The 17,552-nt window shown below is 67.7% G+C and carries 12 protein-coding genes and 1 pseudogene; 6 read left to right on the top strand and 7 right to left on the bottom strand.

What is annotated here, in order from left to right; genetic code table 11:
- Window positions 1–11: 11 nt before the first annotated feature.
- Complete coding sequence (locus tag ACZ7J0_RS03320) at window positions 12–1,145, bottom strand: winged helix DNA-binding domain-containing protein (protein WP_470883490.1); 1,134 nt, start codon at window positions 1,143–1,145, stop codon at window positions 12–14.
- 203 nt (window positions 1,146–1,348) lie between these two features.
- Here ACZ7J0_RS03320 and ACZ7J0_RS03325 point away from each other — a divergent pair, with 203 nt between their 5' ends.
- Entirely contained in the window at window positions 1,349–2,497 is a 1,149-nt protein-coding gene (locus ACZ7J0_RS03325) for a magnesium and cobalt transport protein CorA (RefSeq protein WP_470883492.1), read from the top strand.
- 390 nt (window positions 2,498–2,887) lie between these two features.
- Here the strand turns inward: ACZ7J0_RS03325 and ACZ7J0_RS03330 are convergent, their stop codons facing one another.
- On the bottom strand, window positions 2,888–3,562 hold the full coding sequence (locus tag ACZ7J0_RS03330; RefSeq protein WP_470883494.1) for a site-specific integrase: 675 nt from the start codon (window positions 3,560–3,562) through the stop codon (window positions 2,888–2,890).
- A 117-nt stretch (window positions 3,563–3,679) separates the two neighbouring features.
- Here ACZ7J0_RS03330 and ACZ7J0_RS03335 point away from each other — a divergent pair, with 117 nt between their 5' ends.
- Window positions 3,680–4,933 (top strand): IS256 family transposase, encoded by a 1,254-nt coding sequence (locus ACZ7J0_RS03335; RefSeq protein WP_470883496.1) that lies wholly within the window; start codon window positions 3,680–3,682, stop codon window positions 4,931–4,933.
- 48 nt (window positions 4,934–4,981) lie between these two features.
- Here ACZ7J0_RS03335 and ACZ7J0_RS03340 read toward each other — a convergent pair whose 3' ends face one another.
- Together ACZ7J0_RS03340 and ACZ7J0_RS03345 are read right to left on the bottom strand one after the other, a co-directional pair.
- Window positions 4,982–5,926 carry a methylenetetrahydrofolate reductase gene (locus ACZ7J0_RS03340; RefSeq protein ID WP_470883498.1) on the bottom strand — a complete coding sequence of 315 codons (945 nt, stop codon included), beginning with the start codon at window positions 5,924–5,926 and terminating at the stop codon, window positions 4,982–4,984.
- 1,277 nt (window positions 5,927–7,203) lie between these two features.
- Window positions 7,204–10,713: a PIN domain-containing protein gene (locus tag ACZ7J0_RS03345; protein WP_470883500.1), complete on the bottom strand. Its 3,510-nt coding sequence runs from the start codon at window positions 10,711–10,713 to the stop codon at window positions 7,204–7,206.
- Between the two features lie 894 nt (window positions 10,714–11,607).
- Here ACZ7J0_RS03345 and ACZ7J0_RS03350 point away from each other — a divergent pair.
- Window positions 11,608–11,805, top strand: a pseudogene (locus ACZ7J0_RS03350) (CorA family divalent cation transporter); the annotation flags it as partial.
- A 9-nt stretch (window positions 11,806–11,814) separates the two neighbouring features.
- On the opposite strand, the gene ACZ7J0_RS03355 reads toward ACZ7J0_RS03350, so the two are convergent.
- The gene (locus ACZ7J0_RS03355; RefSeq protein WP_470883502.1) at window positions 11,815–12,399 is read right to left on the bottom strand and encodes a DinB family protein; all 585 of its coding nucleotides are present in this window, start codon (window positions 12,397–12,399) and stop codon (window positions 11,815–11,817) included.
- A gap of 305 nt (window positions 12,400–12,704) precedes the next feature.
- Here ACZ7J0_RS03355 and ACZ7J0_RS03360 point away from each other — a divergent pair, with 305 nt between their 5' ends.
- Complete coding sequence (locus tag ACZ7J0_RS03360) at window positions 12,705–12,920, top strand: DUF6243 family protein (RefSeq protein WP_470883503.1); 216 nt, start codon at window positions 12,705–12,707, stop codon at window positions 12,918–12,920.
- Window positions 12,921–13,293: 373 nt separating this feature from the next.
- Here the strand turns inward: ACZ7J0_RS03360 and ACZ7J0_RS03365 are convergent, their stop codons facing one another.
- Complete coding sequence (locus tag ACZ7J0_RS03365) at window positions 13,294–14,559, bottom strand: NAD(P)/FAD-dependent oxidoreductase (protein ID WP_470883505.1); 1,266 nt, start codon at window positions 14,557–14,559, stop codon at window positions 13,294–13,296.
- A gap of 510 nt (window positions 14,560–15,069) precedes the next feature.
- Here ACZ7J0_RS03365 and ctaD point away from each other — a divergent pair.
- Window positions 15,070–16,803 (top strand): aa3-type cytochrome oxidase subunit I, encoded by a 1,734-nt coding sequence (gene ctaD / locus ACZ7J0_RS03370; protein ID WP_470883507.1) that lies wholly within the window; start codon window positions 15,070–15,072, stop codon window positions 16,801–16,803.
- Complete coding sequence (locus tag ACZ7J0_RS03375; protein WP_470883509.1) at window positions 16,800–17,159, top strand: hypothetical protein; 360 nt, start codon at window positions 16,800–16,802, stop codon at window positions 17,157–17,159. The genes ctaD and ACZ7J0_RS03375 overlap by 4 nt, the downstream gene beginning before the upstream one ends.
- Here ACZ7J0_RS03375 and ACZ7J0_RS03380 read toward each other — a convergent pair.
- Window positions 17,153–17,482: a hypothetical protein gene (locus ACZ7J0_RS03380; protein ID WP_470883511.1), complete on the bottom strand. Its 330-nt coding sequence runs from the start codon at window positions 17,480–17,482 to the stop codon at window positions 17,153–17,155. The genes ACZ7J0_RS03375 and ACZ7J0_RS03380 overlap by 7 nt on opposite strands.
- Window positions 17,483–17,552 lie beyond the last annotated feature (70 nt).

Here is a 17,552-nt window from a genome sequence, read left to right on the forward strand (position 1 = left end):
CGCCGCGTGCGTCAGGCGCCGCCGGCCGGCTGGTCCCGTACCGCGCCGAACCGCACGGAACGCACCGGGGCCGACGTCAGCAGCGCGAGCGTGCGCTCCCCCTCCGCCACGAGCTCGTCCCGCTGCGCCCGGGTGGGCGCGCCGAAGGGCTCGACGGTCATCGTCACCTCCTCCTTGGTCTCCTCCAGCCGCCAGATCCCGGCGAGGAACCCGTCCAGGAGGAAGGTGCGGTAGGCCTGATTGCCCTTCCACGTCCGGTGCTTGTACTCCTTCGGGACGACCCGGGAGCGGTCGGCGTGCGAGAGCAGCAGGTTGTCGAACTCGGGCAGGAAGCGGGGCGGGGCGGGGGTGTCCTCGTCGGGGCGGGGAGCGTCGGGGAGATCGAAGAGTTCGACGCCGTTCTCGTCCTGGAAGGTGAGGAGTCCGGGCCGCAGCCGCTCGAAGGCCTCCCGCAGCCGGGTGAGCCCGGCCCAGGTCTGCATGTCCTTGACGGAGGCGGGGCCGAAGGCGGCGAGGAAACGCCGTACGGTCGCGTCGGGCGCCGGAGCGGGGTCGGCGGCCGGGCGACCCAGCCAGCGTTCGGCGGTGGTGAGCGAGACCTGCCCGCTGCGGCCCCACATGCCGCGGGGGGTCACCTGCACCAGTGGCAGCAGACAGCGCGCCGCGACGGTCAGGGCGAGCGGGTCGGCGTCCGGCCACTCCTTGAGCAGTACGTCGCGGATCTCCTTGGGCGGCCGGGGCCGCTCCTCGACCAGCTCGCGGCTGAGTGCGGTGAGCCGGGCCAGGTCCACCCCCGCGAGTCCCTCGCGGAAGTTCCTCAGCTCACGGTCGCGGGCGGCCTGGACCAGCGGGCGCAGGGTGAGGATGTCGTCCGCGGTGTGGGTGTGGATGGTGGAACGCATGGTGACGATCCGGGCCACCGCGCGCGACTCCATGAGCCCGGAGAGCTCCTCGGGGCGAAAGCCCTCGAGCCGGGCGGCGAGGGCGTAGTACGGCGGTTTGGTGTTCTGCGCCTGGAGGCCGACGAGGTGCTCGACGGCGTCCTTGGCGGACATCTCGGTGCGGGCGAGCAGGAGCTGCCGCGCGAGGGTGGCGCGGTTGAGAGCGCGGGTGGAGAGCACCGGGTTCGTCGTCTTCGAGGCCATGAGCGGCACGCTACTCGGGCTTGCGGACAGTCCTCGTCCGCAATTCGGCGGGGGCACCGACCGGCGGGGGCCGGCCTCTGCCGTGCCGGTGCGATTTGGCCCGTATATCCTGCACCGAGACCGCGGACCCCGGCCCTCGGGCCTCCGACCCCGGGGTTCGGACCGACCAGACGTACGGATCACGCGGGAGGTGTGAGCCCACGATGTCGGAGCGCCGTCCCCGCCCGGCCGTGCCGCCGAGGAAGCACTCCTGGCGTCGCCAGCCGCCCGCGCCACCGGCCGCGCCCGCCCCCGACGGCGGTACGACGACGCCCTCCGGCGACCGCGACCAGGGCAGCGTCGTGCAGGCGTCGCTCTACCGCGACGGTCACCGGGTCTCCTCGCCCGACTCGCTGGCCGAGACCTTCCGCCAGCTGCGCGAACAGTCCGCCGGCATGGCATGGATCGGCCTGCACCGCCCGTCGGAGTCCGAACTGCACTCCCTCGCGGCCGAGTTCGACCTCCACGAGCTCGCGGTCGAGGACGCCCTCGAAGCCCATCAGCGGCCCAAGCTGGAGCGCTACGGCGACACCCTCTTCGTGGTCCTGCGGGCCGCCCGCTATCTGGACGTCCAGGAGGAGGTCGACTTCGGCGAGCTGCACGTCTTCGTGGGCAAGGACTTCCTGATCACGGTCCGCCACGGCGCCGCCCCGGACCTCTCCGCCGTACGCCGCCGCATGGAGGAGACCCCGGAACTCCTCGCCCTCGGTCCTGAGGCGGTGCTCTACGCCATCCTCGACGCGGTCGTCGACGGCTACGCGCCCGTGGTGGCCGGGGTGCAGAACGACATCGACGAGATCGAGACAGAGGTCTTCAGCGGCGACCCGGCGGTGTCCCGCCGCATCTACGAACTCTCCCGGGAAATGGTGGAGTTCCAGCGCGCGACCCGCCCGCTGGTCGGCATGCTGCACGGTCTGATGGCCGGTTTCGCCAAGTACGGCACGGACGAGGAACTCCAGCGCTACCTGCGGGACGTGGCCGACCATGTCACCCACACCAGCGAGCGCGTGGACGGCTTCCGCCAGGCCCTCACCGACATCCTCACGGTCAACGCGACCCTGGTGACCCAGCAGCAGAACGCGGAGATGCGGGCGCTGGCGGAGGCGGGCTTCGAACAGAACGAGGAGATCAAGAAGATCTCGTCGTGGGCGGCCATCCTCTTTGCACCCACGTTGGTGGGAACGATCTACGGGATGAACTTCGACGCGATGCCGGAACTGAACTGGACCTTCGGCTACCCGTTCGCAATTCTGCTGATGGCAGCGGTATGCACGGGCCTCTACTTCATCTTCAAGCGGCGGGACTGGCTGTAGACGGCGAGCTCGACCAAGTGATCAACTCCGCATTCGCGAATTATCTGAAGGGGTCGTTTCGGGGCCCTGGGGGGAATCTGGGGAGAATGCGCGGCGCTGGGGAGCGGGCGATCACCTCCTCCACCTGCTATTCCATGTGTCTCGTGTGGCCCGGCGACAATCGAGCCGCCACCGCCACCCGTCACCGAGAGTAGCGGGCGGGGCCGCGCCGATCGCTGCCCGGCTCCTCTGCGGCCGCTCGACTGCTACCTGGGCGCCTTCGCTGCTCAGAGCAAGGGGCAGCGGGAGGCGTGGCCATCCGCGGCGGGGCAGCAGCCGAGCCTGAGGGGGCTGCCGTACAGCCGGCACAACCAGAACGGGTGGCACAGCAGTGCTGTACCACCCGTTCTCTCACGCAAGCGCGAGGTTCTCTGGGACGTACTCGGGGACCACACCGAGCAGTGCGTCGACTGCCGCACGCCCCTTGCCGCCGGCCTCGGGCATGAAGTGGGCGTAGTGGTCGAGGGTGATGGTCGGGCTGGAGTGACCGAGCCATCGGGCAAGGGTCACGACGGACTCGCCAGCTTCTAGGATGATCGAGGCGTAGGTGTGCCGCAGGACGTGAAAGCCATCCTTACGGGATGCCTTCCATCGCTCCCCCTTCGCCCTCATGGGGATGACTCCGACCTTCGCGAGGGCGGGCTTCCAGACCTCGACGTTGAAGATGTTGGCGCGGATCGCGTTGCCGTACGTCGTGGTCAACACGAGCGGGAAGGTCTGCTTCTCCCGCTCGGGCTCCGGACCACCCCACGGCAGCTCGACATCGACCGCCGGATGCTGCAGGAAGTAGGCGGCCAGCTCGGCGGCGACCGACCGGGGCATGTCAACGATGCGTGTCTTCCCTCCCTTGGGCAGGGTGAAGTACAAGCGGCCGTTGAGGAGTTGGACCTGGCGACGTACGCGGATGACACCGCGCTCGAAGTCAACGTCCTGCGGCGAAAGGCCGAAGACCTCCCCCTGGCGCAGCCCGCATCCAAGGGCAAGCACGACCGCGACTCGATAGCGCTGATTGATGACGTCCCGCACCCGCTGCGCTGTCTCAGAAGCTGTGGATCGGCTCGGTGAGGGCGCACCCTCCCGAGTGATCGATTCGAAGGTCACTGAGTAGGCCGGCGTTGGCGCGTCGGCTGGGAGGGCACGCCCATGCTTACCGTAGTTGATGCCGCCGGAACGATGCCGAACGGCTTCCTGATCGACGAGATCGTCCGGGAGGGCGCCCGGCGGATGCTGGCTGCCGCGCTGGAAGCGGAGGTGAACGGCTATCTCGCTGACCTGGCCGACCAGCGTGACGAGCATGGTCGCCGTCTGGTCGTGCGCAACGGTTTCCACGCAGAGCGGACGATAGCCACCTCGGCCGGGCCGGTGCAGGTCAAAGCGCCGCGAGTGAACGACCGGCGGATCGATGCCGAGACCGGGGAGCGTAAACGGTTCTCCTCGGCGATCCTGCCGCCGTGGGCCCGCAAGACCCCGAAGATATCGGAGGTGCTGCCGCTGCTGTACCTGCACGGCCTGTCCACCGGCGACTTCGTCCCGGCACTGGAACAGTTCCTCGGCTCGGCCGCCGGGCTGTCGTCGGCGACCGTGTCGCGGCTGACCGCGCAGTGGAGCGACGATCACAAAGCGTTCCAGAAACGGGACCTGTCGAAGACCGACTTCGTCTACGTGTGGGCCGACGGCGTGCACCTGAAGGTGCGCCTGGACGAGGCCAAGGCATGCGTGCTGGTCATGGTCGGAGTTCGGGCCGACGGCAGCAAGGAGCTGATAGCCCTGGACGAGGGCTACCGGGAGTCCGGCGAGTCCTGGGCGAACCTGCTGCGCGACTGCGCCCGGCGCGGCATGCGCGCCCCGGTACTGGCCATCGGTGACGGCGCGCTGGGCTTCTGGAAGGCGCTGCGCGAGGTGTTCCCCGAAACGCGCGAACAGAGATGCTGGGTGCACAAAACGGCAAATGTCCTGGACGCTCTCCCGAAGTCGGCGCAGCCCGCGGCGAAGAACGCGATCGCAGACATCTACAATGCCGAGGACAAAGACCAGGCCAGGGCCGCCGTCAAGGCGTTCGCGAAGCAGTATGGCGCGAAGTTCCCGAAGTCCGTGGCGAAGGTCGTCGACGACGAGGATGTGCTGCTGGCGTTCTACGACTACCCGGCCGAGCACTGGATCCACCTGCGTACCACGAACCCGATCGAGTCGACCTTCTCCACTGTGCGGCTGCGCACCAAGGTCACCCGCGGCGCGGGGTCGCGGTCGGCCGCTCTGGCGATGACGTTCAAGCTGATCGAGTCCGCCCAGGAACGCTGGCGCGCGGTCAATACGCCGCACCTGGTCGCCCTCGTGCGAGCCGGAGCCCGCTTTAAGCGCGGCGCCCTCGTCGAACGGGAGGACGCCAGCGCGGCCTGAGCCGCGTCCCGATCGCGGGATTCGACAGCCGCACGTTCGTGCCCGGCTTCACACCGAGGGTGTGCCTCGTCCGAGCAGCCTGCTGAGCTCGTGGGCCAGGGCGACCGAGGCGTCGATCTCGACTTTGCGGATGGACACGCTCTCCACGAGGAAGCCGAACGGCATGCCGAGCTTGCGGCAGAAGGCGATCAGGTCCCGGGCGTTCGCCAAGCAGTGCTGGTATGACTCGGCCAGGGTGTCGTCCGCATGACGCAGGGAGTTCTCCAGCCAGCGCGGGACGTCGACGCCGAGCCATTGGAGGAACGCCAGCGTCTTCACCGAGCCGCACACCGAGAGCGTGAACAGGACGGGCCTCGGTTCGAGGTCCCGCTCGCGGCAGGCGTAGTAGTAGTCGGAGACCATGCTTTTCGCCGCGTCGGCGCTGTAAATGACCTGCGAGATGAAGTACGCGCATCCGGCCACCTGCTTGGCGACGAGCCGCAGATGCTCCTCGGGGCGTTCGGTGATGGCCACGGCACCGAGCAGCAGGTCTGGGCGGACATCGCGGCGCAGGTCCTGCGCCTCGGACAGGCCGGTCCGCACCGCCTTCCCCTTCGAGGACGCGCCGACGAAGACGCCGAGCAGCCGGTCGGCGTCGGCCGTCCGCAGCCAGGTCCGCAGCTCCGTCTGGGAGTACTTGCCGACGCACCGGTAGACGACCACCGGGCGATTCCACTTGCCGAGATAGTCCGCGTGGTACACGGCAGGGTCGATGGTCGGCAGGTACGGAAACGGCCGCTGCGCCGGATTACGGTCGCTCTCATCGTCGATGTCGTACAGCGCCAGACCGTCGACATCGAGGGACTCCAACCGTGCCAGGGTGGCTGCGGTGATCTCCCGGATCCGCTCGGGAGTGTTGCTCAGGCGGGGCGGCGTGATGCCGAACAACAGGACACCGCTGTCGGCATCGGCCACCTGGCTTCGGAGATCTGTGCCGTAGCTCTGGTTCGCCATGACGCGGAAGTTAGCAGCTCATCCGCCATGCGGCAGGCGAACACCACCCTGTGAGACGGGACTCGGTTCTGAACCAACTGACGTCCGGCCGCGCGGACCAGATCCACAGAATTTGACAATTGCTCATCACGAGATCATGCGGTGGCGTGTCCGGCTGTACTGCGGCCACATCATCGAGACAGAGGCGCACTACTCATAACACCGACCCGCTCTCAGCCGGGTCATACGGCAGGCGATGCTCGGAGTGCGGGGAAGACCGGCAAACGATCGTGGCCTTCGAACCCATCGGGCTGCGTGGCGAGCCTCCGAAGGCACGGAGCCCCTACCTCCTCCGCCGCCGAAGAAGCCGACACGAGCCGAACTCGAACGACGCGTTAAGACGTTGGAGAAGGAGAACGAGCGCTTGCGCGCGAAGTTCAGTGACTGAAGGTCCCCGGCCAAAGCACTGGGCTGACTCGCCAGCAGGTCACGGGGGCCGAGCTGACGGCAACGGTGAAGACGCCGGCCACACGGACATAGACACGGTCCACGTCACTCCCGCTCGTTCGAGCGAATTGTTTCGAACCACCCGTCGCTGACGGACGGAACTGACAACATGCCGGCGTCATACGTCAACCTCGGGTCGAAGGCCGGCCATTGGACAGGCAGGTCAATGAGCGGCAACTCTCGGTGTGGGTGGAAGAGGGTACCTGCCAGCGTCTGGGAGACCAGCTCCTACAAGACCACCTGCCAGGCACTGCAGAACCGGGGCCTGGTCACGATCTCCCGGAAGGCCGGCCAGTGGAGCGTCGCCCTCACCAGTGCAGGCCGGCACTACCTGGAGCACGGCTCTGGACACACGTGAACCCCTACGGCGTGCCCGTACGGCACCAGCGCTCGCCGTCGGCGCGGGTGTGGTGACCCTCGTACGGCATGAGGCTGGGGCCGCACAGCGGGCATGCGCGTAGGGGCCCGCGGCTAGGGTGCGGGGCTGCCACAGCTGCAGGACATGGCTGGTGGTGACCGAGAGGCCAGCGATACGGCCATGGCGCCTTACCAATGCGGAGCGTGGCAGGGGTAGCGCCACCGGGCGTGGGCGACGGCCACACGGGACGGTCTGGCACGGCTGAACCGCGCACACCCTGTCGGTGGCCGTCAACCGGAGGGGCGCCGGGCGAGTACCTTCCACTCGACCAGTCTGCTGCCGGTGGACCCGGTAGGCGGCCAGCACGTCGACGTCGTAGGCCGCCACAGATGAGGCGCTCGACCAAGCGAGTGACCTTGACCCGGAACCGATACTAGTCGCGAGAGGTCAGCACAGTGCGCGCTGCGTTGGCTTTGTCCTCCTCCTCGGTGAGGGTGAACAGGTTCATAAAAATGTCGGCGGCGGCAATGTGGCCCAGTTGCTCGACGAGTGCGCGGTAATACTGGGCGAGCGCGGCCCGTAGCGGTTCTTCGGTATGAGCGGCAGCCTCTGCACCGGCGTGCAGGCCCGACAGGACGAACGGCAACGAGGATACCGACACCCAGGGGCACGTGAAGATCTGCCAGCACAAGGCCGTGAGGTTTCGAACCCGGAACTCCGCTAGGGACGCGCGGTGCAAGCCTGTGTAGGCGGCGCCGATCCACCCCGAGGTCTCGTGCGGCATGGAGCTAACGACTTGCGAGGCGGCGTAGCAGGCAAACCTTGCGACTGCTTGCGGGTCAGACCACACGGCGGGCCGGGACACGGCTGCGGCGACGGCTCGTGCCTGCCAGCCGTCAGCCTGCGCTGCAGCACGGTAGAGCTCATCGGAGAACGGGATATCGACAAAATAATGGCGCAGCAGATCGGCCTTGATGACCAGCCCCTCCTTGGAAGCCAGCAGGCCAGCGCTGTCGCATGCGTCGATGAGGCTGAGCGTGCCGAACGTGGCCACACCCTCAGCCCGTGCCAAGGCACGCATAACCCGGTCGTCGCACCACAGGACGAGTCCGTGTTCCTTCGCGTAATCCAGAGCCGTCAGCCAGTGCGTACCGCGACGGCCTCCCGGCAAGGGGGGAAGGCTGCGCAGCTCCGGACGCGAAACCCGGCTGGTGGCTTGCAGGAGGTCGACCAGACGAGCGGCGGTGGCGCGCCGCGCGGCCATGTCCTCAGGAGTGGAGAAGAAGGGCGTGGCGCTGGCTGTGCGTTCGTCCCAACCGAGCGTCAGGTCCGACTGCAGTGACAGGGATTCTTTGGCCTGTAGCGCGTCTGCCATGAGCTGATCGGTGGTAACGACCGCCTGGAGGTGGCCGATGAGCTGCTCGGAGACGCGTGTATCCAGAACAGAGAGGGTGACGGCGGCTGTGGTGTCGAGAACTGCCCGCCCACTGCGTGCAGTCTGCACGGCCTGGGCCTCCATGGGGGCTGGAGGAAGGTCGGCCGCGAGAACGACGCCGGCAGCCCTACGGATGCAGCACTCGGCGTAGGTCCGACTAGTCGCCCTCGTGAGCACGCCAATAGGGAGCTCCGCCTGGCTGATCTTGCTGAGGACTTCCTTCGTATTCTCGTGCAAACGGCGCAGATCATCGGCGATGTGGGCCAGCGGATCATCCTGCGTACCCACTTCGACGGCCCGCAGCAGGGAGCTGTCAGGGAAACGCTCCAGGAAGCTGGTGGTGGCCTCGCGCAGTTGCTCAGCGTCCTGCTCGGACAAGCCCTGCTCAGTGCTCGCGGCGCGCATGTGCAGTGCACCCAGGAACAGACCGAGGAGCTCTTCGTCCCCCGGCCAGCGCTGCATCAGATTCAGGGCATGGCCGATGAAGTGCGCATCCGTCGATGATCGCGCGCCCAGATCCACCCACAGAAGGGCTTCGTCCCGGCTGCGGGGCTCCAGCGGTGAGCCCAGCTCGGTCAGTATCTGCCAAGCCTGCTCTCTGAAGGCGCGCATGACGTAGCACTTGACCAACGCCCAGCGGGCGTCGTGGTCCTGGGGATCGAGAGCAAGCAGGCTCACGGCCGCGTCCGTGGCCCGGTCCATGCGCCCGCCGGCCGATTCGGCCTCCACGAGGACGGCATACATGGCACCCCGCCCCGCCCAGCCGGCGCCTGCCAAGTTCAGCGCCACGTCTGCGCTCTCCCGTGCCTGCGCATACTCCCGAGCTTCAAGGAAGCACTTGGCGGCCATGGCCATCAAGCGGTGGTCACGCCAGTGCTCGGCCCCGTCCTTCAAGGTCCGGGCGGCAAGTGGGACGTCACCGCGGCGGTGATAGCGGTGGGCGAGCTTGAGCGCGATCAACGGGCTCTTAGTGAAGTTGGCGCGCAGCACTGCCAGCTTGTCTCCAGTGCTTTGCCGTACTGCACGGGCAAGCAGCTCCAGCTCAGCGACCGCATCGGGGTACTCGTCCCTGAGATGCGCAAGATCCGGCAGTTCCGCTCCGGCTTCGGCCAGACCTATGGCGGCAACCAGCTGCTCCTGCTCGGATTGCGCTGCCTCCCACGCCTGCTGCCACAAGGCCCGCACTTGTGGGTCTTCGCTATCGCCCTCCGAGCGGTACTCCTCGATCACCGCCAGCACCTGGGCTCTGACGAACCCGCTCGTCACACCTTCCAGCAGCTGCTCGGCCTCCCGCCCCCGGCCCGAGAGCGCCGCCACAAGAGCGGTCTGCTCCCGCATCCTGATGTCGTCGGCCTCATGCGGCAGGGCCTCTCCCTCCGGCGGCGGCTGTGTCAGACTCCACGCCTTAGGCAGGTCCTGACACAGCACGGCGGCCTGCACGGCAAGGAGCGCCGCGGCAACGCTGTCCCCGTACCACGAGCGGCGACTGTTCCTGGCCCATACCGATACTGCAAGGGCCTCCTGCGCGTCCGCCAGTCTGTTACGGGTGGGACCATGAGTGCCGCGCTGAAGCAGCACTCTGGCCAGGTTTACGGCAATCCCCGGGAACCTCTCATCCTCTGCTGCGGCCCGCAGCTTCGTCAGTGCCGTGCCGACCTGACTAGTATTGATCAAAGCTTCGGCTTCGAGCTGAACCTTAATCGCCTCGGCCATCGCGTTAGGGGCCTGCCACCGAGCCAGAAGCTCGATGCACCTGGCCCAGTCCCGGTCCAAAAAAGCGTGAAGCGCATCCAACACAGGCGAGGCGATATCGCCATACACCGCGAGGTAGTCCCGCGTCTCCTGCTCCCCGCCGGAGCCCACCTGCAGCGCCGCGCGTGCCACAAAGAAGTCACGGGGGTAGCCGCCCTCACGGACACAGCGCTCGAAGAACGCATGGGAAGCCTGCCGGGCGTCGTATTCGGCAGCAATCTGGCCGAGCCACTCAAACGCCTGAGGCGGCGCGCTCTGCAGCCACGCCGGTTCCTGATCAGCCCACTGCTGCACCACGGATCCACGCGCCGTGCCCTTACCGGCCAAGAGCGCGACCGCCGTCTCCACAGCGGGCCATACCGGAACCAGGCGCCGCGCCTCCTGCGCAGACCACGGACTCAGCGTGCGAAGGACCACCTCGAAGTGCGTGCGCGCATCAAGACGCCCAAGGACCACGCTTTGCAGACCCCCTACCACATCCCGCGTCCTGGCTCCATCCTCAAGGGTGACCTGCCGCCCCCACCCACTGGTCACGACCGCCGCCTCTGCCGGCGGGCCCGAGCCGACGTACTCCTCCATCACAATCTGCAGGACCCGCAGCGAATCAGCCCGGCGCTGCTCGCCAACGACACCGGGAACCAAGTACTCCAAACGCCGGGCCGCCTGCTCCAGGGAACGCTCAGTACACTGCCGCAGCTCTTCCGCCGTGTCTGCCCGGGACAACCAGGTCCGCAGCGACCTCTTCGTGATCGGCACCCCCGCCACCGCAGCTCTCTTAGCAGCAGCACGCGCCACCCGCCGCACACGCGTAATCTTCATCAAGCCGCCCATGGCGAACCGACTGGCCACAGGCCCTGCCCACTTGGCCAGAACCGCTGGTGAAACCGGATCCACACGCCCTCCCACGACACGGTGTACGACGCCCACCGGCCACATGAGCGCCGTCCGGCAGCCTACTGTCTGGCACTGACAATCCACGGCTAAGTAACAGCCGACCTAGGAGGGCGTAGGGACCGCCGAGCACTCGATCTGGATAGCCACTCAGAAGCCCACACCCCTCGAAAGCACGAACTGCCTCCCCGCACCGACCCGCCGTCTGCCCCCGCATATGACCACGTTCGCCCGCGCTGTGCCGACAGCGGAGTCGACGATGTGGGAGAACAAGCACTCCGGCCGGTACGTGAACGCGCCGAAGTTCCGGGCGCACGACCCGTCCGCGCCACCGACCGGTGAAGCGTGGGAGACCGCCCGCAACGGCACCCTCCCGTCGCCTCCCAGAACCTCACAGTCAGCGAGCAGAAGATCATCCTCGTCAAGGTGCAGCGTGGTGCGGACACGCAGCGGCTTGTCATCAACCTGTATGCCGAGCTCCAGCGGTACGTCGAGGCGTGCTTGTCCGCTCGGCGCCAGGCTTGCCGCGCGGGGAAGTCACTCAGCGTGTCCTACGCCGCCCCTCCAGGGGCAAACGTCCGTGCCACCACACCCCGCCGCAGCGGCTCTTCCTGGGGAGAATCTGGGGAGTATCGACGGCGCTAGGGAGCGCGTGGGGAGAATCGACCGCGTAATGCAGCACAACCCTGAAAGACGCTGAAATACTCATCCACGCAGGTCAGGGACGTGTAAACCTCCATCGACGCAGGTCAGCGCCACCAGGTGGACAACTTCAAGAAGATCTCGTCGTGGGCGGCCATTCTCTTTGCTCCCACACTCGTGGGGACTATTTATGGCATGAACTTCGACAACATGCCGGAACTGAAGTGGGCGGGTGGCTACCCCTTCGCGATCCTGCTGATGGCAGTGGTCTGCGTGAGCCTCTATGTCATCTTCAAGAAGCGCGACTGGCTGTAGACAGCACCTCTAAGCCTTGATGGGTGCGGCCGACCTGGCGGCCTGCTCGATCTTCGCGCAGTAGGCTGCACGGGCTTCCTCGTCGACCTGCTTCTCGAGTTCGGCGCGCAACCCGGTCCGGCCGTCGAGGCTCTCGCGCAGGATATCGGCGTGCCCGGCATGCCGGATGGACTCGCCGAGGACATGGACCATGATGGCGAACAGGTTGGTGTCGGCATAGGGCTCCGGCCACCACGGCACGTGGCCGGGGGCGTCGAGGGGAAGCTCGTTGATCGTCGTGTCCGAGTGTTCCCACGTGCGCCGGTAGAACCCGATGATCTGATCGCGGGTCTCGTCCTCGGTCGCCCACAGATCGCTGCCGTTGGAGTCCTGCCACTGGGGCAGCGGTTCCGGCGAAGGGCGGTCGAAGACCTCGCCGAAGTACCTGGCCTCGACGGTGGCCACGTGTTTGACGAGGCCGAGGAGGTTGGTCCCGGTCGCTGTCAAAGGTCGGCGGGCGTCGTACTCGGACAAGCCGTCGAGTTTCCAGAGCAGCGCCTTGCGGTCCCGCCGCAGTCTCCCGTGCAGGTTGTCTTTCGCGAATTCATCGATCATGCGGCATGAGCCTGCCATGGGCTCCTCATGGTCTCAAGATCCCGTACATGGTCCGCAACGACTGGCAGATCCGAGGCCTGTCCATGGCCGCCGCCCGGCGCTCGCGGGAGGCCCGGCCGACGCCGGGGAGGCGAAAAGCTTGGCGTGCGGGGCCGCCGGGACCGGGTAACGTCTTTGTCATGTTCTTCCAGACGCCGATTTACGAGTGAGAGCGTGACGGGCCCCTGCTGACGTCCTTCGACGTCGCCGCGCCCGTCCCCCACCGCTGAATCCGTAGATCACTTCACACATCACCGGGAGAACCCGTGACCGACAGCAAGAACATCAACAACCCCGTGGGCCAGGGCGGCGGCCAGCGCAAGAAGCTGTCCCGCGCCGAACGGCAGAACCACGGGCCGCACCGCAACCTCGACCGCCAAGGCGCCGCCGACAAGAAGGCGGAGCTGGTGCGCAAGATGCGCGAGAAGGCAGCCGCAGCTCAGGGCGCCGGGCAGGCGGGCGACGACACCGTACAGAGCTGACGCACCGCCGCCGCAGGGCGGCACCGCACGGGGCAGGGCCAGGACCGCGACGCGCGGTCCTGGCCCTGCTGCCGTACCGGGCGCGGCTGGTCCCGCCCGCGGGCTCTTCTGGCACCCCGCCCCTGGCGCCGACTCCGCCGAGGACGTCTGGGGTCCACTACGGCTTCACCGGCACAGGCATGTGGGTCAGCCAATGCAGGGGCGCTGGGCGGTCCGACGCCCCACTGGGGTCACAGGCTGTTGTGTCGACCGGTGCAGGACAAGTCCGATGGCGGCGATGGCCACGTCCGGCCGCGGCCGCCGTGCCCGCTCGACGGCCTCCACGCCGTCGGCGGCCTCACCGGAGTGCGGCCGCACCGCACAGCGGCGCAGCTCAACGTGCGGGTGGCGCACTCGCCCGGCGATGCCTGACGTTGACGGCCGAAGCCTTGGCCAGCGCCACGGGGTTCAGAAAGCGCAGCGGCCCGATCAGGCGGGATGCGAACAGATGCATGTGCCGCGCCACCGACTCGTCGCGCGCTGCCGCCGAGAACATCAGCCGCTCCACGGGGTTGAACGGACGGCCCTTGGCGAAGTCGGCGGCCAGGTACTGGTGACCGCCCAGCCGGCGCCGGTGTCTGCGCGCGTACGCCACGAGCGACCTGTCGAGGTCGCCCCGGCCGGTCGCGGCCGGGGCGACCGCCTCTGCCAACCATTGCGCGGACTGCAGGGCCCACCCGCATCCCACGCCCCACAGGGGATCGCCGGTCAGGGCGGCGTCGCCGATGAGCGCGACGCCCGGTGCGGTCGGCTTGCGGCTGTGGAGCGGGTAGTTGACCGTGCCGGTGATCTGCGTGATGCGCTCGGCGGAGTCGATGGGCGGTGCCTCGGGCAGGGCGCGGACGAATGCGAAGAAGCTGCCCTCCAGGTCTTCGCGGAAGGCCGGCAGCCGCTTCTTGTCCGGGAGCACCGCGAGGACCGTCACCCCGTCGTCGTTCGGAAACGCGTACGCCATGTCGGGCTCGAGGAACCAGGTGTGGCCGATCCCGCCGTGCAGCGGAAGGTTGCGGAAGTGCGCGAGATAGCCGAACCGCGCGTTCTCGTACCGCCGGGCAGGCACCCCGGCGAGTTTCGCCACCGCCGAGTCCTTGCCATCGGCGCCGACCACCAGGCGCGCCCGGATCTCGCGCTCACCCTGTGGTGTCGACGCGCGCACCCCCACGGTTCGCCCGGCCTCGCGGACCAGACCGTTCACATGGTGACCGAGGAGCAGATCGACACCAGGGGTCTCTGCCGCACGTGACCTGATGAGCGGATCGAGGGTGCTGCGCCGAATGTTGTACGCGTACGGCAGCTCGGGGCCCGCCGGCGCGGCCCTCGGCTCGATCCATCCCCAACGGGTGTACCAGCGGGCCTCGTTGCGGACCGCTCCCGCCTTCTCGAGAGCGGGGACGAGGCCGAGTTCGTCCAGCACCGGGTAGGCGCCGGCCTGGATGGAGTGGGTGCAAAGCGCCTTGTACGTTTCGGGGTCCGAGCGGCGTTCCAGCAGTGCGACGCGGACACCGCGTCGAGCGAGCAAGATCGCTGCGGCGCTGCCGGCGAGGCTGGCTCCGCTGATGACGACGTCGTAGTCGTATCCCGTGCTCTCAGGCGTGGTCATGCTCTGATCGCCCCCCCTCGGGGTGTGCTGCCGTTCGTGGGAGTGGTGCGGTGCTACTGCTGTCAGGCACATGACCAATTGTAGGGAGCTCTGGGTCGGGTGATGCGGGATCAGGCTGCGGCGCCTCCTTGGCGCATCGACGTCGCCCAGGCGTGGACCCGACCCGCCGGACCACGTCCGCGAACGCCCCGCGGACGGCGACGAGCCGACTGGGGGCGATGACCCTTTCCCCTCCACGATCGCGCTCATGGGGGGTCTCCGCGTCAGCCTCCACGCATTTTCAGGAAGCGCGACTGGCTGTGGCCACCGGCCTGCCGGGCCATTTGTTCGTACTTCCCGATCATCCGGCAGGTGCATTAGCTTTCCGCCTGTCGCCCGGTAGAAGACGTCCGCAGAGAAACGCCGTGGCTCTCCGCACGGCGTGGCGTGGTGCGCCTTAGTGTTTGGTGCCCCAGCAATTCGGGTGCCCCGGCGCCCGTCCTGCCCGTGCAGCGCGTCCTGAGGATTCGTATGGCCACATCGACCGAACCCGTCGCCCCCGTACCGGTAGCAGGCCGCGGCTTGGGAAGCGTGGTGATTTCCTGGCTGACCACGACGGACCACAAGAAGATCGGGCACCTTTATCTCGCGACCTCGTTCGCGTTCTTTCTGTTCGCCGGGCTGCTCGCGCTGATCATCCGGGCGGAGCTGGCACGGCCCGGGCTGCAACTGGTATCGACCGAGCAGTACAACCAGGCGTTCACGCTGCACGGCACGATCATGCTGCTGCTCTTCGCGACCCCGACCTTCGTCGGTTTCGCCAATGCGATCATGCCGCTGCAGATCGGCTCGCCCGATGTCGCCTTCCCGCGGCTGAACATGTTCTCGTACTGGCTGTTCCTCTTCGGCGGCCTGATCGTCGTCGGCGGTCTTTTCACCCCCCAGGGAGCCGCCGACTTCGGCTGGACCGCCTATGCCCCGCTCAACAGCGGGGTACGCACCCCGTTCGTGGGCGCCGACCTGTGGGTCATGGGGCTGGCGCTCTCCGGGTTCGGCACGATTCTGGGATCGGTCAACTTCATCACGACCATCATCTGCATGCGCGCGCCGGGCATGACGATGTTCCGGATGCCGATCTTCACCTGGAACGTACTGCTGACCTCGGTCCTTGTCCTGCTTGCCTTCCCCGTGCTCGCGGCCGCGCTGCTGGTACTGGAGGCGGACCGGCAGTTCGGCGCCCATGTGTTCGATGCCCAGAACGGTGGCGCGCTCTTGTGGCAACACCTCTTCTGGTTCTTCGGGCATCCCGAGGTCTACATTCTGGCGCTGCCCTTCTTCGGCGTGGTCACCGAGATCCTTCCGGTGTTCTCCCGCAAGCCGCTCTTCGGATACATCGGGCTGATCGGGGCCACGATCGCCATCACCGGCCTCTCGGCGACCGTATGGGCGCACCACATGTTCGCCACCGGCGCGGTACTCCTCCCCTTCTTCTCGTTCCTGAGTTTCCTCATCGCCGTGCCGACCGGGGTGAAGTTCTTCAACTGGATCGGCACCATGTGGAAAGGGTCGATCACGTTCGAGACCCCGATGCTGTGGGCCATCGGGTTCCTCGTCACCTTTCTCTTCGGCGGCCTGACCGGCGTCATCCTCGCGTCGCCGCCCATGGACTTCCATGTCACCGACACGTATTTCGTCGTGGCCCATTTCCATTACGTACTCTTCGGGACGATCGTCTTCGCCATGTTCGCGGGCTTCCATTTCTGGTGGCCGAAAATGACCGGGACGATGCTCGACGAGACGCTTGGAAAGATTCATTTCTGGACGCTCTTCATCGGATTTCACACGACGTTTCTCGTCCAGCACTGGCTGGGTGCGGCAGGAATGCCCCGCCGGTACGCCGACTACCTGCACGCCGACGGTTTCACGGTCCTGAACACGACCTCGTCGTTCGGCGCCTTCCTCCTGGGTCTGTCGACCCTGCCCTTCCTCTACAACGTGTGGAAGACCGCGAAGTACGGAAAGCGCATCGACGTCGACGATCCGTGGGGATACGGGCGCTCGCTGGAGTGGGCGACTTCCTGCCCGCCGCCCCGGCACAACTTCGTCACGTTGCCCAGGATCCGCTCCGAGTCGCCGGCGTTCGACCTCCACCACCCCGAGATCACCGCGCTGGTGCGGGTGGAGAACGAGGGCCGACGAGACGTCATCGAGCCGGGCAAGGGCATGGCCTCCCCGCTGTCGGGCGACGAGGACAACGACCGATGACCGCGCCCTCTCCGCTGGGCCGGGAGGTCGCGGCCGGCATCAACCGCATCGAGGGCTACCTGCTCTACCAGGCGGAGCTGGGGAAAGCCCACGCGGAGGCGGAGGCCTTCGCCCGGCGCATGCCGTGGCTCACCACCGCCCAGCACGAGGAAGTGGTCCGCCTCTACGCGCAGGACCGGGTCGCCCGGTCGAAGGAGAGCCTGCGCGCGATCGGCGAACGGTGCGGCGAGCTGCGCGGCCAGTACACCGCCCGCTACGAGGCCCTGCGGCGGCGCCTGCTGTGCCTGAGCGTCGCGGCGCTGATGAGCGCGGCGACGCTGTACGCGGGCACGGCGCTGCTGGTGGGGCGCTACTGAGTCGGCTGGGGCGGCTGAGACCGGCGGGAGGGTCTGGGCGGGGAGGGCTGGTACGGCGGGACCGTGGCGCCGCCGCCTCTGCGCACCGCCTCGACGATGGCGTCATGCAGGGACCGGCTCTCCTGCTCGGACGGGCACGGCGTGGGGCTGCCCGACATCGTGAACCAGTCCGACGCGCCGCTGAACTGCACAGCGACCTGTACCTCCCCGTCCGACCAGGTGGTGTGCACGGTGAGATCACCCGTGAGCACGCCCGCCTCGTCGGTCCGCACCCCGCCCCGCCCGGCGTACACACCGGCCGTCGTCCACGATGCCCAGCTCATGCTTCCAGGCTCACACCGACAGCCCACTCCCGCTACCGCGCGCGAAGCGTGGTGGCGGGAGGAGACGGGC

It is taken from the genome of Streptomyces sp. NPDC038280 (genome assembly GCF_055600045.1).

What these genes read in the sequence shown, in the direction of transcription:
- ACZ7J0_RS03320 (WP_470883490.1), bottom strand. Translation starts at nt 1,145, where the DNA reads ATGGCCTCGAAGACGACGAACCCGGTGCTCTCCACCCGCGCTCTCAAC.
- ACZ7J0_RS03325 (WP_470883492.1), top strand. Translation starts at nt 1,349, where the DNA reads ATGTCGGAGCGCCGTCCCCGCCCGGCCGTGCCGCCGAGGAAGCACTCC.
- ACZ7J0_RS03335 (WP_470883496.1), top strand. Translation starts at nt 3,680, where the DNA reads ATGCTTACCGTAGTTGATGCCGCCGGAACGATGCCGAACGGCTTCCTG.
- ACZ7J0_RS03340 (WP_470883498.1), bottom strand. Translation starts at nt 5,926, where the DNA reads ATGGCGAACCAGAGCTACGGCACAGATCTCCGAAGCCAGGTGGCCGAT.
- ACZ7J0_RS03355 (WP_470883502.1), bottom strand. Translation starts at nt 12,399, where the DNA reads ATGATCGATGAATTCGCGAAAGACAACCTGCACGGGAGACTGCGGCGG.
- ACZ7J0_RS03365 (WP_470883505.1), bottom strand. Translation starts at nt 14,559, where the DNA reads ATGACCACGCCTGAGAGCACGGGATACGACTACGACGTCGTCATCAGC.
- ctaD (WP_470883507.1), top strand. Translation starts at nt 15,070, where the DNA reads ATGGCCACATCGACCGAACCCGTCGCCCCCGTACCGGTAGCAGGCCGC.
- ACZ7J0_RS03375 (WP_470883509.1), top strand. Translation starts at nt 16,800, where the DNA reads ATGACCGCGCCCTCTCCGCTGGGCCGGGAGGTCGCGGCCGGCATCAAC.
- ACZ7J0_RS03380 (WP_470883511.1), bottom strand. Translation starts at nt 17,482, where the DNA reads ATGAGCTGGGCATCGTGGACGACGGCCGGTGTGTACGCCGGGCGGGGC.